Origin of the sequence: Bradyrhizobium sp. AUGA SZCCT0283 (genome assembly GCF_018130385.1) — a bacterium.
In the GTDB taxonomy this organism is placed as follows: Bacteria; Pseudomonadota; Alphaproteobacteria; order Rhizobiales; family Xanthobacteraceae; genus Bradyrhizobium.
Window position 1 is genome coordinate 1 of record NZ_JAFCLU010000034.1, and the last position, 16,210, is coordinate 16,210.

General features: G+C 63.4%; 17 protein-coding genes and 1 tRNA gene. 7 read left to right on the forward strand and 11 right to left on the reverse strand.

What is annotated here, in order from left to right; genetic code table 11:
• The first annotated feature begins 85 nt into the window (after positions 1–85).
• Complete coding sequence (locus JQ624_RS31460) at positions 86–1,252, forward strand: tyrosine-type recombinase/integrase (RefSeq protein WP_212422792.1); 1,167 nt, start codon at positions 86–88, stop codon at positions 1,250–1,252.
• 26 nt (positions 1,253–1,278) lie between these two features.
• Here the strand turns inward: JQ624_RS31460 and JQ624_RS31465 are convergent.
• Positions 1,279–1,363, reverse strand: a tRNA-Leu gene (locus JQ624_RS31465).
• A gap of 97 nt (positions 1,364–1,460) precedes the next feature.
• Positions 1,461–1,703: a FliM/FliN family flagellar motor switch protein gene (locus tag JQ624_RS31470; RefSeq protein ID WP_066505938.1), complete on the reverse strand. Its 243-nt coding sequence runs from the start codon at positions 1,701–1,703 to the stop codon at positions 1,461–1,463.
• A gap of 63 nt (positions 1,704–1,766) precedes the next feature.
• On the opposite strand from JQ624_RS31470, the gene lipB reads away from it, so the two are divergent.
• Together lipB and JQ624_RS31480 are read left to right on the forward strand one after the other, a co-directional pair.
• Entirely contained in the window at positions 1,767–2,495 is a 729-nt protein-coding gene (lipB, locus tag JQ624_RS31475; protein ID WP_212422793.1) for a lipoyl(octanoyl) transferase LipB, read from the forward strand.
• A gap of 121 nt (positions 2,496–2,616) precedes the next feature.
• Positions 2,617–2,916, forward strand: a complete 300-nt coding sequence (locus JQ624_RS31480; protein ID WP_212422794.1) for a hypothetical protein — start codon at positions 2,617–2,619, stop codon at positions 2,914–2,916.
• Positions 2,917–2,955: 39 nt separating this feature from the next.
• Here the strand turns inward: JQ624_RS31480 and JQ624_RS31485 are convergent, their stop codons facing one another.
• Positions 2,956–3,384 (reverse strand): 4-oxalocrotonate tautomerase family protein, encoded by a 429-nt coding sequence (locus JQ624_RS31485; protein ID WP_212422795.1) that lies wholly within the window; start codon positions 3,382–3,384, stop codon positions 2,956–2,958.
• Positions 3,385–3,500: 116 nt separating this feature from the next.
• Here JQ624_RS31485 and JQ624_RS31490 point away from each other — a divergent pair, with 116 nt between their 5' ends.
• Together JQ624_RS31490 and JQ624_RS31495 are read left to right on the forward strand one after the other, a co-directional pair.
• Entirely contained in the window at positions 3,501–4,355 is an 855-nt protein-coding gene (locus JQ624_RS31490; protein ID WP_212422796.1) for a LysR family transcriptional regulator, read from the forward strand.
• Positions 4,356–4,436: 81 nt separating this feature from the next.
• A complete protein-coding gene (locus tag JQ624_RS31495; protein WP_212422797.1) occupies positions 4,437–5,951 on the forward strand; it encodes an ATP-binding protein in 1,515 nt (504 codons plus the stop codon).
• 37 nt (positions 5,952–5,988) lie between these two features.
• Here JQ624_RS31495 and JQ624_RS31500 read toward each other — a convergent pair whose 3' ends face one another.
• Genes JQ624_RS31500 through JQ624_RS31510 form a run of 3 tightly spaced genes read right to left on the reverse strand, consistent with a single transcriptional unit; the run spans position 5,989 to position 8,673 of the window.
• Complete coding sequence (locus tag JQ624_RS31500; RefSeq protein ID WP_212422798.1) at positions 5,989–7,425, reverse strand: TIGR01777 family oxidoreductase; 1,437 nt, start codon at positions 7,423–7,425, stop codon at positions 5,989–5,991.
• Positions 7,422–8,087, reverse strand: a complete 666-nt coding sequence (locus JQ624_RS31505; RefSeq protein ID WP_212422799.1) for a DUF4166 domain-containing protein — start codon at positions 8,085–8,087, stop codon at positions 7,422–7,424. Before JQ624_RS31505 ends, JQ624_RS31500 begins: the two co-directional genes overlap by 4 nt.
• 28 nt (positions 8,088–8,115) lie before the next feature.
• Positions 8,116–8,673: a GbsR/MarR family transcriptional regulator gene (locus tag JQ624_RS31510; RefSeq protein WP_212422800.1), complete on the reverse strand. Its 558-nt coding sequence runs from the start codon at positions 8,671–8,673 to the stop codon at positions 8,116–8,118.
• A 340-nt stretch (positions 8,674–9,013) separates the two neighbouring features.
• On the opposite strand from JQ624_RS31510, the gene JQ624_RS31515 reads away from it, so the two are divergent.
• Positions 9,014–10,879, forward strand: coding sequence for a diguanylate cyclase domain-containing protein (locus tag JQ624_RS31515; protein WP_212422801.1), 1,866 nt, complete (start codon positions 9,014–9,016; stop codon positions 10,877–10,879).
• 101 nt (positions 10,880–10,980) lie between these two features.
• On the opposite strand, the gene JQ624_RS31520 is transcribed toward JQ624_RS31515, so the two are convergent.
• From JQ624_RS31520 to JQ624_RS31540, 5 genes are all read right to left on the reverse strand, one after another.
• Entirely contained in the window at positions 10,981–11,352 is a 372-nt protein-coding gene (locus tag JQ624_RS31520; RefSeq protein ID WP_212422802.1) for a nuclear transport factor 2 family protein, read from the reverse strand.
• 126 nt (positions 11,353–11,478) lie between these two features.
• Entirely contained in the window at positions 11,479–11,778 is a 300-nt protein-coding gene (locus JQ624_RS31525) for an acylphosphatase (RefSeq protein ID WP_212422803.1), read from the reverse strand.
• Positions 11,775–12,644 (reverse strand): oxaloacetate decarboxylase, encoded by an 870-nt coding sequence (locus JQ624_RS31530; RefSeq protein ID WP_212422804.1) that lies wholly within the window; start codon positions 12,642–12,644, stop codon positions 11,775–11,777. The genes JQ624_RS31525 and JQ624_RS31530 overlap by 4 nt, the downstream gene beginning before the upstream one ends.
• Positions 12,645–12,818: 174 nt before the next feature.
• The gene (locus JQ624_RS31535) at positions 12,819–14,834 is read right to left on the reverse strand and encodes an acetyl/propionyl/methylcrotonyl-CoA carboxylase subunit alpha (RefSeq protein ID WP_212422805.1); all 2,016 of its coding nucleotides are present in this window, start codon (positions 14,832–14,834) and stop codon (positions 12,819–12,821) included.
• Positions 14,835–14,973: 139 nt separating this feature from the next.
• The gene (locus tag JQ624_RS31540) at positions 14,974–15,183 is read right to left on the reverse strand and encodes a hypothetical protein (RefSeq protein WP_212422806.1); all 210 of its coding nucleotides are present in this window, start codon (positions 15,181–15,183) and stop codon (positions 14,974–14,976) included.
• A gap of 206 nt (positions 15,184–15,389) precedes the next feature.
• Between JQ624_RS31540 and JQ624_RS31545 the strand changes: the two genes are divergently transcribed.
• Entirely contained in the window at positions 15,390–16,154 is a 765-nt protein-coding gene (locus JQ624_RS31545; RefSeq protein WP_212422840.1) for a thermonuclease family protein, read from the forward strand.
• Positions 16,155–16,210: the final 56 nt, after the last annotated feature.

Consider the following 16,210-nt stretch of genomic DNA (forward strand, 5'->3'; position numbering starts at 1 on the left):
CCTGATTTTGTCTATTTGGCCAAGGACGACGTCTATCGCTGCCCGGCCGGCGAGAAGCTGGCGCACCACTTCACCGCCGATGAAGATGGCCGGCACGGCTGAATTCGAGGCCGAGGTTGACACCGCGATCGCCGCTCAGATCGCGCTGTTCGGCAACGAGGGCGACTACATCAATGCGCAGAAGCAGCGCAACGAGCCGCGCCCTGCTCTGCCGGAGACGCCGGCGAAACCCGGCACGCTGCGCTGGTACTGGAACGGCTACAAGCAAAGTGACCACTGGCTGGGTGATCTCAGCGTCGGTCATGAGGGCTTAGCGGAATCGACCCGGCTGCAGCGCACTGGGCTGATCGAGTCGTTAGTGCCCGAGAATGGCGAGAAGCCGTTCGCAGTGTTAACACGCAAAGTCATAAAGGCGGAAATGAAGGCGCGCACGCCGTCTCAGGCCGGCAACCTGCTGTCGGCGCTGCGCGGCCTGATCCGCTGGATGATCGACGAAGGCCATCTCGATGAGGACGATGACCCGACTACCGGACTGAAGTCCGGCAAGGCAAAGGCGAGCCGCGAGACCGGCGGCTTTGTGCCCTGGAGCGAGGACGATATGGCGCGGTACCGAGCGAAGTGGCCGCTTGGGACCGAAGCGCGGCTGATGTTCGATATCCTCCACTATACTTTCCTTCGGCTGGGCGACGCGCATCGCTTCGGGCCGCCACATCTACGACAGATCGTTCGCAAGATGGCGGTGCAGATTGCGACCGAGAAAAGTAGGGGCAACACGACCGTTACGGTGCCCGTTCACCCCGAATTTGCAGAAAGTTTGCGTGCGGCCCGTACCTCGGGGATCATTGGCGCCGAGGTATTCACTGGCAAGGTTGTGCGCGGCCGAGTCGTGCCGATGAACAAAAAGGCCTGGGCGGCCAAGTTCAAGAAATATGCTGTTCTGGCTGGCGTGAACGAGCCCAAGAAGAGCTGCCATGGGGTACGCAAGGCCCGTGCTGAGGTTGCTGCCTACGCCGACTGCACCGAGAGCCAGATGATGGCGATGTTCGGCTGGACCGATCCGAAGATGCCCGCGCACTACATCGCGCAGGCGAATCGAGAGAGGCTCGGCATCAGCGGAATGGACAAGATCGTCGCGTTCGACCAGAGCCAGTCACTCGATGATTTCATGCCGCTGCCGGAGGCGAACAACGGGGGAACGCCACGCGGGAACGGAGTGGTAACATTCCCGGGTAACATCGGGAAAAAAGCTTAAGGATTTCAACGCGAAACGTGGGTTTATGGTGCGCTCGGAGGGACTCGAACCCCCACGATTTTACTCACTGCCACCTCAAGGCAGCGCGTCTACCAATTCCGCCACGAGCGCTTTGGGATACCGGCTGGAGCGATGCAGCCCGCCGGATCAACGGCGCCGATGTAACAAATCAGGGATGGGGGGACAAGGCAGTTTTGCGACCGAATAACTACCTGACATCAGGCGATTTCGGCAGCATTTGCTTGACTTCGACCGCGATACGGTTGCGATCGACCAGCACCACGCCTGAAGCCACCGGAAGGTTGTTGGCGAGGATCTTGACCTCGTCCGCCTCGGTGGCGTCCAGTTCGATGATGGCGCCGCGGGAAAGCCGCATCACCTGGTGGATGGGCATGGTCGTGGTGCCGAGCACCACCATGAGATCGACGCTGACTTTATCGAGGGTCGCCACTTATGAACCGCCAAACGGGGACTAGATTGCTGTGGTTCCACCTGACCACGTTATGGTTAGCCAATGGTTAATGACCGCCAAAGCCTTGATTTGACGACATTCGCGCGCTCCCAGGGCGGCGGCGAGGTCGAATGGCGGATTTCGGCCGATTCCGTGCCCTACCCCGAGGCCGTGACCGCGATGGAAGCCCGGGCGGCCGATATCGCCGAGCGAAAGGCGGCCGAACTGGTCTGGCTGCTGGAGCATCCCCCGCTCTACACCTCCGGCACCAGCGGCAAGCAGACCGACCTGCTCGACCCGCGCTTTCCGCTGTTCACCACCGGCCGCGGCGGGCAGCTCACCTATCACGGCCCCGGCCAGCGGGTGGCCTATGTGATGCTCGACCTGAAGCGGCGGCGGCCGGACGTGCGCGCCTATGTGGCGGGTCTTGAAGAATGGATCATCCGCACGCTCGACGCCTTCAATGTGCGCGGGGAACGCCGCGAGGATCGCGTCGGCGTCTGGGTCAGGCGGCCGGACAAGGGCGCAGGCTACGAGGACAAGATCGCAGCGATCGGCGTGCGGCTGCGGCGCTGGGTGTCATTTCACGGCATCGCCATCAACGTCGAGCCGGATCTTTCGCATTTTTCGGCGATCGTGCCCTGCGGCGTCGTCGACCCGCGGTATGGCGTCACCTCGCTGGTGGATCTCGGCCTGCCCGTGACGATGGAGGATCTCGACGTCGCGCTTCGGCGGGCGTTTGAAGACGTGTTCGGCGCCACCAGCGCGCGCCTGCCGGAAGCAACGGTCTAGCTGTTCTGGTCAAGGGTCAAACCCGCGGTCTCTTTTTGCGATCGGGCAGTGACGGATATTCCGTTTGGAGTGGACGGCGCCACATATCCAGAGGCAGGCGGATTTGGAACAGGAGGTCACGATGAAATCGCATCGGCTTCCCTTCGAGAACCGGTGGACCAACAGCGCGCACGCCTGGGAATGGAATTGCGAACTTGACCGCTTGGGCGTGCCGAATGTGCGGGCCATGTTCGCAGATCACGAAGCTCATGATCCCGAGAGGCCCGCCGTCGTATTCGATATTCCGACAGGCTTCGTCCGGGATTGGCTTGCCTTCCAGGATCGCCGGGCCGCGCGCCAACAACTTCTCTGGCGCGCCTCCGTGATTGCACTCACTCTTGTCGCAGCCACCGCAGCAGTGCTGGGTGCGCTAAGGGCGTGACCCACGCCATACTCGCGCCGTCCGCAAGTCAGGCTATCTTCACGCCGCCGCCTTCCGTGGTGCGACCTCGAGCTGGCCGGCGATGTAGCGGCGCTCCTGGGTTAGGCCGCCGAAGCCGTAAGAATCGCCCTTCACCTCGTCGACATGCGCGTAGCTCTCCTCGTGCAGCGGCCCGAGCAGTTCGCCCATGCGCTGGAACAGCGCGGCGAGATAGGCCGCCTTCTCGTCCTTGGTGTTGGTGCCCTCGCTGACATGAACGTCAAGCCAGAAGCTAGCGAGGCTCTGCTCGGCGAGCGACTTTCCACCGGCGAACCAGTCGGCGGCATCGACCGATTTCACGATGATTGCGGTGACCCTGGGATCCTTGCGCAGGATTTTGGCGGTGAGATCGCTGACGGCGGAGGCAATCTCGGCCTTCAGCGAAGGCGACTTGCGAACGCTGGAATAGGTGACTGATATGAGCGGCATGGTCGTTCTCCTTTTAGAGGCGCGCTGGCATCGCGCTCCCCCATACCTAGACCCGCGGCCATCATTTTGGTATCTTATCTCTGTTCATAACAGTGATAACATATGTTGATGATGAGATGAGCACGCTGGATATCGATACCGTTCAGGCGTTCCTGCTGGTCGCCGAACTGCAAAGCTTTACCCGCGCCGCCGAGGCGCTCGGCACCACCCAGGCCGCCGTCAGCATGAAGCTGCAGCGGCTGGAGAGTGTGCTCGGCAAGCGGCTGGTCGAGCGCTCGCCGCGGGCGGTCGCGCTGACCGCCGGGGGTGCTGCGTTCCTGCCCTACGCCCGCACGCTGATGGAAGCGCATGACCGCGCGCTGTCGGGCGAGACGCCCGCGCGCCAGCAATTGTCGCTCGGGATCTCCGATCACGCCGCGGGACCGGAACTGGTGCCGCTGCTCGAACGGCTGCACGCGATGTCGTCGCAGCTGGCGCTGTCCGTGACCATCGGCTTTTCGCGCGAGATGCTGGACGCCTACGATGCCGGCGAACTCGATGCCGTGGTGGTGCGGCAGGAAGGCAGCCGCCGCGGCGGCGAGAAGCTGACCGAAGACGCCTTCGGCTGGTTCGCCGCCAAGCGCCTCGTCTGGCGCCGCGGCGAGACGCTGCCGCTGGCCACACTGGCGCCGCCCTGCGGCGTGCGCGCGCTCGCTATCCGCGCCCTCGACAAGGCCGGCATCGCCTGGACCGAGAGCTTTGTCGGCGGCGGCGTCACCGCCGTGGTCGCAGCCGCATTGGCCGGCCTTGCGGTAGCGCCGCTGGCCCGGCGGATCGCGCCGCCGGGCCTGGTCGATATCGGGCCGGCCGAAGGGCTGCCGCGGCTGGCCTCTTCAAAGGTGATGCTGCACTCGAAGGTCAGCGATCCCGCCAAGCGCGCAGCATTGCGGACGCTGGCCGCGACGTTCAGGAGCGTGGTTGGCCAGGCGTAACGAACCGTTTCGTTAAAAAGACTGATTTTTCGGGAACCAATGGCCACGTTGTGCGTTTGCGCCGATTAAACGGGCAGTCGGATGTTCAAGAAAGATCAACAACAGGAAAGGGATCTCTTCGAATCCGAACGTAATTTCCGACTCCTGGTTGAAGGCGTTGCCGACTACGCGCTTTACATGCTGGATCCGACCGGGGTGGTGACGAGCTGGAACGTCGGCGGCCAGCGGATCAAGGGTTACTCGCCCACCGAGATCATCGGGCAGCATTTTTCCTGCTTCTACACCGAAGTCGACCGCGCCAACGGCAAGCCGCTCCGCGCCTTGCGCACGGCCCGGGAACAGGGCCGCTACGAGGAGGAAGGCTGGCGCGTCCGCAAGGACGGCACCTTCTTCTGGGCCAGCGTCATCATCGACCCCATCCACGAGGACGGCAGGCTCGTCGGCTTCGCCAAGATCACCCGGGACATTACCGAGCGCCGCGAAGCCCAGCTCCAGCTCGAGCAGATGCACCAGCAGCTTGCGGAATCGCAGAAGCTCGACGCGCTCGGCCAGCTGACCGGCGGCGTGGCCCATGATTTCAATAATCTCCTGATGATCATCAGCGGCAGTCTTCACACGCTGAGGAAAGCGGTGGGCGACGATCCCAAATGTCAGCGGGCGCTATCGGCGATCGAAGGGGCGACCAAACGCGGCGCCTCCCTCACCAGCCAGTTGCTGACATTCGCCCGGCGGCAGAGCGTCAACCCGCAAGCCGTCGATGTTGCCGAGCGCATCGATGCGGTGCGCGAAGTGCTCGATGCCGCCGTCGGCAGCGCGGTGAAGCTGCAATTCGACGTCGGCCCGGGCGTCTGGCCGGTCATGGTCGACGTCGCCGAGTTCGAGACAGCGCTGGTCAATCTCGTCATAAATGCACGCGACGCCATGACCGGCGGCGTCATCACGATATCGGCGCACAACGACACGTCCCAGGCTGGTGCCGGCGGCCATGTCGCGATCTCGGTGGCGGACACCGGCACCGGCATCGCGCCCGATATCCTCAGCAAGATCTTCGATCCCTTCTTCACCACCAAGCCGATCGGCAAGGGCACCGGTCTCGGACTGTCGCAGGTTCACGGCTTCGCGCATCAGGCCGGCGGAACGGTCAAGGTGGCGAGCGAACTCGGCAAGGGCACCAGGATCACGATCCTGCTGCCGCGAAAGGAAACCGCGCCCGCGGCCGAGGACGCCAATGTGGTGGATATCGGTGGCAGCGGCACCGTGCTGCTGGTCGAGGACAATCCGGAGGTCGCCTCCGTCAGCGCCGGGCTGCTCGAACAGCTCGGCTACACCGTCCGCAGGGTGGCGAATGCCGAAGCGGCCTTGCGCGAACTCGAGCTCGACGGAGTAGACCTCGTCTTCTCCGACATCGTGATGCCCGGCAAGATGGACGGCCTCGGTCTGGCGCGCCACCTGAAGGCTGTCAGGCCCAGACTGCCGATCCTCTTGACCAGCGGCTACAGCGACGCCGCGCTGAACGTGCGCGGCGATTTTCCCATTCTGCGCAAGCCTTACGAAATCCACGAACTCAGCCAGGCGATCGCAAAACTGCCGCGGTGATGGGACTAGCCCGGCTCCCGGCCGGTGCTTTCCCTCCTCACAGGATCGCCTCGAACGCGCTGCGCAGCGTTTCATGCCGGAACACGAATCCGTTGCTGAGCGCCTTGTTCGGCAACACGCGCTGGCCCCCCAGCAGCAATTCATTGGCGAAGTCGCCGCCGACCCGGCGCAGCAGTCCGCCGGGAATCCGGAAAATCGCGGGCCGATGCAGCCGGCGGCCCAATTCCTCGGTGAACTTCGTATTGGTCACGGGAATTGGTGCGGTGGCGTTGATCGGTCCTGCCAGTTCAGGCTTTGCGATCACATGGACGATCAGGCGGATCAGATCGTCGCGCTCGATCCAGGACATCCACTGCCGGCCCGAGCCCAGCGGCCCGCCGAGGCCGAACTCGAACGGCGTCAGCATTCGCGTGATAAAGCCGCCATCGGTGCCGATCACGAGGCCAATCCGCAGACAGACCACGCGTACGCCATGCTCTTCGGCTGGACGCGCCGCGTTTTCCCAGGCGTCGCAGAGTTCATGGCTGAAGCAGGCATGTGATTTTGCCGACTCCGTCAGCACCTGATCCTGCCAGAGCCCATACCAGCCAATGGCCGAACCGCTCACCAGCACGGCCGGCTTGCGTTCGAGCCGCGCGATCAGCCCGACCACATCGCCCGTCATGTTGATGCGGGAATCCAGGATCTTGCGGCGCTTGGCTTCGGTCCACAGCCCGTTGCCGATCGGCTCGCCTGCGAGATTGACGATCGCATCGATCCTTGTGTCCGCCGGCAGCTGATCGAGGCTCGTGATCAGCGTGATCGGCGGCGGCAGCATGTCGGCTTTCGTAGGGTCGCGCACCCGCGCGATGACCTGATGGCCTGCGCCACTCAGGCCTGCGACCAGGCGGCTGCCGATGAAGCCGGTGGCGCCGGTCACCAGCACGGTCTGCCGTGCGGGCAGTTTTTCGACCAGGCTTGCCGCGGGCGCGCAGGTCATGCGCGCAAGACGCTTCGACGCCGTGAAATCGCGCAGGCCGCACAGCGCAGCGCCAACGGCTGCCGCCGCCGCGATCAGGCTGAGCCAACCCGTGTAGGCCGACTTGACGCCGGTCGGCTGCCCTGCCCAGCCGATCAGGACCGGCAGCAGCAGCACCAGGATGGCGCCGTAATTGATCGCGAGCAGCGTGTGATTGATGCGTTCGCTGGCCGGCAATTTCCGGCTCATGTCCTCCTCGACGAAATCCATCAGCGTGATGACGATTTCCGCGACCAGCACTGCGATGATGAGAACGGCGAAGACGCCGTGCACCTCCAGCCAGCCCAGCACCAGGAACAGCAGCGCATAGAGCATGTTGCGTAGCGCATGAAGCTGCAGCTCGTAGCGCTGCGAGGGACGCCATGCGAGCCGTTCGGTCAGCTCATGGTGATAGAACGTGTCGAACACGCCCATCGCGACCTGAATGGCGATCAGGATCCAAAGCAACGACGTCATGATGCGGCCTCCCGGAACACGGCGGATTGACGAATGAGTCTTCCGAAGCGCGGATGAACGATCTCCAGCGTGAAGCGGAACGTGCCGCCGCCGAGATCGGAATGGGTCACGGTGAGATCGCCTGGCGTGAGCCGTGGCAGCAGCGGCAATCTCAACGGCCCGATCTGCAGGGAATAGCCGACGCTGCGAAACACCAGGGCTTCGTGCTCGACGGAGATGCGCAACGCGATGCTGACGCCGTGGCCGACATATTCTTCGAGCCCAGTCGGACCGGCAAAGCGCTTGGCGGAATGGATCACCTGCGGAAAGCCGTTGCTGCGCGCGCAGATGCGGGTCCAGATCTGGCCGCCGCTCGCCGCATCCTCGGTCACAGTCACGACCATCGGGACACCGGTCTCGCCGCCCGTCGGCAACGGCCCGCCGATCACGCGCGCAAGCTGCGCCAGCCACCAGCCGGCGCGGCTAAAACTCACTTCCTCCACCGTGCCGACATAGACGACGGTCTCGCCATCGGCAAAACGCTTGGAGAAGCGCCGCCAGATCGCCAGCGGCAGGCGGCCCCACTCCTCGTCGGGCAGCAGATCGTGGAAGCGGCGGTCGTCGAGCAGGATGGTGTTCGAGGCGGGTGTTGCGGGAAACCTTGGTGCTCTTGTGGACGCCATCACACGCTCCTGCTCAGCCCCTCTGCCCCTATCTGGATTTCCCCGCCGGCAAGAAACTGACGATCTTCTCGCCAAGCTTGATCAGCGCGACCAGCCTCGGCCGCGGCACCTTGAGCATCTGCGTGTACCAGCGGTCGACCAGTTCGGTGAAAGCCAGCATTTCCTTCAGCCGCTTAGCCGCGACCGGGCTGATGGTCGGATCGTCAGCCGCGTCGGAAACGCAGGCGCGCAGCGCATCGACCGCGGGGTCGATCTCGCGTTCCTTGCGGCCGGCGGCGATCCGCGCCGCCACTTCCCAGATGTCGGTCTCCGCCTCGAAATGATCGCGGCGGTCGCCGAGGATCGGCACCCGGCGGATCAAATTCCAGGCCAGCAATTCCTTGATGGAGTTGGAGACGTTGGACCGCGCCATGCCGAGCGTCTCGGCGATATCCTCCGCGGTCATCGGCGCCTCGGCGAGATAAAGCAGGCCGTGGATCTGGCTGACGGAGCGGTTGACGCCCCACTCGTCCCCCATGTCGCCCCAGTGAAGGATGAACCGTTCGACGACGGCGGGGAGTTTCTTTTTGTCGGTTGTTTCTGTCATAACAGAAATATCTGACGTAACTGTGCGGATGTCAAGTCCCGCGCGAGCCCGCACATTCCGGGTCGCGCCCGACGCAACCGCCCTCCGTCGAGGACCACGCTCCGCCTGGGCCGGGTTCCCCGACACGGAACTCTGTGTCGCACTTCGCTTCCGTTGTTTTCCCGGTCGATCCGTTAACCCTTTGGCACCGGTCGCCTCCTAGATTCCCTTCACGCGTTGCCGGCAACGAGGTCTGGCGCGATCATCAAGGCAAGCAATGCCCCATCGAAATACCCCAGACCCGGGCGGTCCGCCGCGGCGGGTAACATCGACGGCCGTGGTCATCACGTTTGCGCTTGTCATGACCGCCTGCGTCCTGGGCGTCATGGCCTGGAAGGCGCTCGACGCCAAGAAGGCCGCACTGGCGAGCGGCAGTGCCGAAATTCAGAACCTTGCCCATTCGCTTTCCGAGCATGCCTCGCACGCCATTCAGGCGGTCGATATCGCGATGGCAGGAATGGTGGACCTGCTGAAGTATAGAGATCCCGAGCCGGACCGGTTCAACACGTACCTGGCTGAGACGGCGAAAACGCTGCCACAATTGCGCGGGATCGGCGTCGCCGATGCCAAGGGCAACTGGACCTATTCGTCACTTCCGGAACAGCCGCGCCACAACGTCTCGGACCGGAATTATTTTGCCTACCATCGCGATACGCCGGACAACGCGCTTCGGATCAGCGAGCTGTTGCAGTCCCGTATCGACGAGCGATCCTCGATGATCGTTCTCTCGAAACGGATCACCAAGCTCGACGGCAGCTTCGGCGGGGTCGTCGCCGCAGCGATCGACAAGGATTACTTCAACGGCTTCTACCGGACGTTCAAGCTCGGTCCGGACGGCGGCATCAGCCTGATACGGAATGATGGCGCCCTCCTGATACGCTGGCCCTTGTCCGACAAGGGCGCAGATCTCTCAAAAACCGACCTGTTCTCAAGGCATCTCAAGCTGAGCTCTGTCGGATACTACAAGATCATCTCGCCGTTCGACGGCATCGTGAAGTATTTCGGCTACGAGGAAACGCCGCAATACCCGATGGTCGTCACCGTGGCCGTGTCGGAAGACTGGATTCTGGCCGAATGGTGGAAGACCCTGCGGACCGATGTCATCGTTGCCGGCGTGCTGCTGTGCATGATCCTGATGCTGGCGGCGTTGCTCGCGCTGCAGTTCCACTTCCGCAGCAAGACCGAGCGTGCGCTGCGCGAGCTGGAGGCGCACTACCGATTGCTGGCCAACAACATTGCCGACATCATCATCCTGATCGATGCCCGCAGCCTGCTCCGCTACGTCTCCCATTCCGTTGAGCCGGTGCTGGGGCTGCGTGCCAAGGACCTGATCGGAAAATCATGCTTCGATCTGGTCCACCCCGAGGACCGGGAAAGCGTCAAGCAGGCGACCGCAAGGCTCAGGAGTATCGACAGCGTCAGCACGGTCGTGTTCCGGCACTATCGCGCCGACGGAACGCTGGCGTGGGTCGAAAGCAAGTTCAAGCTGGCGACGGAACCGAGCGACCCTGCCAGGACGGAATTCCTCTGCGTCATCCGCGACGTCACCGAACGCAAGCGGATGGAGGATGAGCTGACCCAGCTCAACCGCCGCCTCACCCAGCTCGCTGCAACCGACGGACTGACCGGGCTCACCAACCGCCGCACCTTCGACAGCTTCCTTCGGCGCGAATACGAAACCTGCGAAGAGATTTCGGTTTTGCTGTTCGATATCGACAATTTCAAGGGCTACAACGACACCTACGGACATCAGTCCGGCGACCGTTGCCTGCAGGCGGTTGCGAAAGCCATCGGCGATGCGGCCGCCGATACGTCAGGCCTTTCCGCGCGTTATGGTGGCGAGGAATTCGCCGTTGTGCTGCCGAATACAACGGAAGACGCCGCCCTGAAGGTCGCCGAGAGTATTCGGCTGACGGTGCGGGCGCTGGGCATTCCGAACACGGCCTCCAGCCGCGGCTACATCACCATCAGCGCGGGCGTCGCCGCCAAGAACCGCTCGACGATCGACGAGGCGGCGTTGGTGGGAGAAGCCGACACGGCGCTCTATGAGGCCAAGCGTCTCGGCCGCAATCGCAGCATCGTGTATTCCTCACTCGACCTGCGATATGTCGACAGCGCCTCCATCCAGCACGACGGCGAGTTCGCGCCGGGTGAACGGACGCATTAGCGGACGTAATCTCGATGTGGTTCTGTAGGAGGTCCGCTTTGCTTCGAAAGCGACTGGATTGCCGTGATGTCGCGAACTGACGCTACTCGCCGGCATTGGACTCACTCCACGATCTTCCAGTACGAGTCCTTGCGGATCACCTTGCCGTCGCGAAACGTGTAGAAGTCACAACCTCTGACCTCCTTTCTCGCGCCCTCGCGGGTGGTGCCCGTGAGGGTCCATTTTGAGATGCCGGTGCCCGCAGCCGAATCCACAAAATGCTCATCGTTGCCGTAGTGGACGTCAGGCAGACCTTCAAAGCGTGTTGCCAGCGCTTCCCGTACGTTCCGTTTGCCCTCGAAACGCGAACCCCACGGCTTGCTTCCCCTCGGCATCTCCAAGATGCAATCGTCAGAAAAGAACGTCATGATGCGATCAAGGTCGTGCGCGTTGAAGGCATCACATAGCTCCGTCAGCGTCGATCTAATGTCCATCGCGCGTCTCCATCCAATCGGATAAATTGATATCTTGTACGGCGCGTCGATGTCCGAAATAGGCCATTGGTGGCCAGGCCGGTCAAGATCGGGATCTCCGCATCTTGGTTCGGAGGGGTGCGGGCGCTAAATCGTCGGCAGCACCGAGAACCGCTCCCCTGCCTCCCGAAGGTTCAGCATGTCGGAACTGGCCGCTTCGTCCCGCAGCGCCTCCACCAGCGCCGATGCCGGCCCGCGCCGGCATGCCGCGATCATGGCCGTAACGGCTTCCGCGGAGCCGGCGAACACCGCCTCGACGCTGCCGTCCCGGCGATTGCGCACCCAGCCTTCGAGATCACGCGACCGCGCCGCGCGCTCGACAAAGTAGCGGTAGCCGACGCCCTGCACCCGCCCGCTGATCGTGACATGGCGGATCGTGTCGCTCATGGCTTTTTCAACCCGAGAAATGCGCCACCGCGTGCTTTCACGTCCGCTTCGCGCATCGCCCGGCCGGTCAGTTCGGACGGCGCCAGACCTTGCAGGTTCTTCGGCGACGTTCCCTCACGCAACGCCTTCAGCGTTTCATAGACGGCTTGGGTGGCGGCGGCGAACGGCGCGTGGCCCTGCAATGCGATCCGCACGCGCTGGCTTGCAAGATAATCGAGCGCGGTCATGTCCTCGGGCGCGCCGCCGAGCACGATCGGCAGCCTTGTTGCGGCGGAAATGGCTTCGAGCTCGCCTCGGTTCTTGATGCCGGTAAAAAACAGCGCATCGACACCGGTGGCCTCATACGCCCTCGCGCGGGCGATGGCGTCGTCGAGGCCGGTTATGGATACGGCGCCGGTGCGGCCCATGACGACCAGCGAGGAATCGCTGCGGCCATCGAGCGCGGCCTTCATCTTGCCGACGCCCTCCTCCAGCGAGATCAATTGCGTTCCGGCCTGCCCGAACGCCGGCGGCAGCAGCGTATCCTCGATCGTCAGGCCGGCCGCGCCGGCCGTCTCCAGTTCCTGCACGGTGCGGCGAACGTTGAGCGCGTTGCCATAGCCGTGGTCGGCATCGACCAGCACCGGCAAGGTCGAGGCGCGCGACATCCGGCGCATCTGCTCGGCCAGCTCCGTCAAGGTGATCAGCGCAATATCGGGATCGCCGAGCACGACCAGCGAGGCCACCGAGCCACCAAACATGCCGAGCTCGAAGCCGAGGTCTTCGGCAATGCGGATCGAGGTCGCGTCATAGACCGATCCCGGCCGGGCGCAGGTGGGGCCGTTGAGGATGGAACGCAATTTCTCTCGGCGCTGACGGAAAGCCATGGTGCCCTCAGTTCTATCCGCCGTCATTGCGAGCGAAGCGACTTGTCCGCCGTAGCTCGAAGAGCGAAGGCGGAAGCAATCCCGTTCTTTGCCTAGCTCAGGATTGCTTCGTCGCTGACGCTCCCTTGCGCAAACGCTTCGCGTTTGTCGCAGGCAATGACGGAACGGGAAGCGTTACGCAAACTCCAGGATCAGCGCGTCGACCGCCAGCGTGGCGCCGGCCGCGGCGTGGATCTTCTTCACCGTGCCGTCGCGTTCGGCGCGCAGTACGTTTTGCATCTTCATCGCTTCGACCACGGCCAAGGTTTCGCCCAACTTGACCTCCTGCCCTTCGCTCACGGCAATCGACACCACGAGCCCCGGCATTGGGCATAGCAGCTTCTTGCCGGTATCGGCCGCCGAGTTCACCGGCATCAGCCGGGCGGCGGCGGCCTCGCTTTCGGTGAAGACGTTGACCGCAACATCAAAGCCCTGATGCGCCAGGCGGATGCCGTTCGGAATTGCGCGCACCTGCATCGCCACGAAGTGGCCGTCGATGGTGCCCTGCCAGACCGGCTCACCCGGCGTCCAGGTCGAGACCAGATTGTGCGGATTGCCGGGTAGACCGTCGGTACCGATGAAGCGCACGGCGATGCCCTCGGCCTCGCGCGCCACATCGAGCGCGATTTCGTCGCGATCGAGCCACACCGCGCGGCGGCGTTCGCGCTGCACCAGGCGCCCGGTCAACTGGCCGGAAATCTGGCGCTTGCGCTCGCCGAGCACGTGGTCGATCGCCGCTCCCACGGCCGCCAGCCGCCGCGCGATCTCGCCTTCTGGCGGGCGCGCCGAAAATCCCTTCGGGAATTCCTCCGCGATGAAACTGGTGGAAAGTTTGCCCTCGCGCCAGCGCGGATGGTTCATCAGCGCCGACAGGAACGGAATGTTGTGCCTGATACCGTCGACGTAAAACGCGTCGAGCGCGGTGGACTGCGCCTCGATCGCAGCGGCGCGCGACGGCGCGTGCGTGACGAGCTTGGCGATCATCGGATCGTAGTGGATCGAGATTTCGCCGCCTTCCTGCACGCCGGTATCGTTGCGGATGGTGACGCCGTCATGGCTCGCTTCCGCGGGCGGGCGGTATTTCACCAGCCGGCCAATGGACGGCAGGAAGTTGCGGAACGGGTCCTCGGCATAGACGCGGGATTCCACCGCCCACCCCGTCAGCGTGACGTCCTTCTGAGCGATCGAAAGTCTTTCGCCGGCGGCGACGCGGATCATCTGCTCGACGAGGTCGATGCCGGTGACCAATTCGGTGACGGGATGTTCGACCTGCAGACGGGTGTTCATCTCCAGGAAGTAGAAGCTCTTGTCCTGGCCGGCGACGAATTCGACCGTGCCGGCGGAATCGTAATTCACGGCTTTCGCCAGCGACACTGCCTGCTCGCCCATCTTGCGGCGGGTGGTCTCGTCGAGCAACGGGGACGGCGCTTCCTCGATGACCTTCTGGTTGCGGCGCTGGATCGAACATTCGCGCTCGCCGAGATAGATCACGTTGCCATGCTTGTCGCCGAGCACCTGGATTTCGATGTGGCGGGGATCGACGATGAATTTTTCGATGAAGACGCGGTCGTCGCCGAACGAGGATTTTGCCTCGGCCTTGGAGACGTTGAAACCTTCGGCGACTTCCCTCTTCGAATGCGCGATCCGCATGCCCTTGCCGCCGCCGCCGGCGGAGGCCTTGATCATCACGGGATAGCCGATCTCGTCGGCGATCTTCACCGCATGTTTTTCGTCTTCGATGACGCCGAGATGCCCGGGCACGGTCGAGACTTTTGCTTTTGCGGCGGCCTTCTTGGATTCGATCTTGTCGCCCATCGCGGCAATGGCGCCCGGATTGGGGCCGATGAAGACGATGCCAGCCTTGGCAAGCTCGCGCGGAAACGCCTCGCGCTCGGACAAAAAGCCATAGCCGGGATGCACGGCCTCGGCGCCGGTCTTGCGGCAGGCTTCGATGATTTTATCGATCAGAAGATAGCTCTCGGCCGCCGCGGGCGGACCGATCAGCACGCCGTCATCGGCCATTTCGACATGGAGCGCATCGCGGTCGGCCTCGGAATACACGGCCACCGTCTTGATCCCCATCCGGCGCGCAGTCTTGATGACCCGGCAGGCGATCTCGCCGCGATTTGCGATCAGAATTCTCTTGAACATGTTCTTCTTGCTTGAGCTTTGGGCAGGATCCTCCCCCGCAATGTGACATGCGGGGACGCGGGTAACAAACCCGTGGTACAGCAAAAATCGGTGGAGGCAACGGTCTCGTATCAGCCTCGCCGCACCGGCCGGCGGCAATTCACCCGGAATAGGCGTTAAAGCGCCCCCGCGCATAGGCGCGGGATACCGCCTTCATCAGTTCACCGACCTCGGATTCCAGATATTCGTTGGCCACGATCAGCGCGCGGATCGTCGCCCTCAGGTCGCCGCCGCAGGCTGAAATCGCTTGATCCACCGCGGCTTCCAACTCGTCGTTCTCTTCGAATTTCGGCTGTGAAGAGGACGACATGGCAAATATTCCGTGTTGAGCGATGCCGGCCATGTTCCTATTTTGTTCTCATGAAGTCAATGCTCCGTTCGGCGCATGGCCGCAGGCGACGCCGACGGTTTTCCCCAACTCGCTTCATGCGCGATTAGCGCCAGCGCCTTGGTTCAATCACGTCACCTTATGCTAGAAGGCAGCGGCAGGTGTGGAATTGATTTGAAATGAAACAGATGCGGTCACGAATTTTTCTGGTTGCGGCGTTGCTATCGATCGTACTTGCGGCCAGCCAAAGTTCGGCCGCCACCGCCATAGTCCGGGATGGCAGCACGCTTCAGCTGGGCAATGTCACCTACCGGCTCGACGGCATCGATGTCCCAACCGTCGACCAGCTCTGCATCGACGAGCACGCCGATAGCTGGACCTGCGGTATCGAGGCGCGCGATCAACTGGCAAAACTGATCGGCGGCAAACAGGTCCGCTGCGACGATCTGGGTCCCGATCCCGCCTACAAGAAACGACACATCGGCGTGTGCAAGATCGAGGGCGAGACGACAAGTCTCAGCCAGTTGCTGGTCCGCAACGGCTTTGCCTTGAATGTCGAAGCCTCCGCCACCGGCCGCTTCAAGACGGACGAAGCCCACGCCAAGGACGACCGCCAGGGCTTGTGGAAAGGCTGCTTCGCCGCGCCGCGCGAGTTCCGCGCCGGCAAGAAGGACGGCGCCCTGCTCGGCGCCGCGTGCCGCACCGACCGCGACCGCGAAATCCGCGAGGCCTTGTTCCCCGAGGATCTCGTGATGCCGGCGAGTTGCAACATCAAGGGCAAATACGCGGTCCGCGCCCGCGTCACCGGGAACCTCGGCATCTACCACCTGCAGATGTGCCGCTCCTATCCGGGACTGACGAAGCCGGACCGCTGGTTCTGTTCCGAGGAAGACGCGCAGGCCGCCGGGTTCCGCCGAGCCTATAACTGCCGCTCAACCACCAAGAGCAAATGAAGCTGGCAAAGCCGGCGCGTCCTGTGTGAAAGTGCCGGCAGAGGTTGCCGGCACGC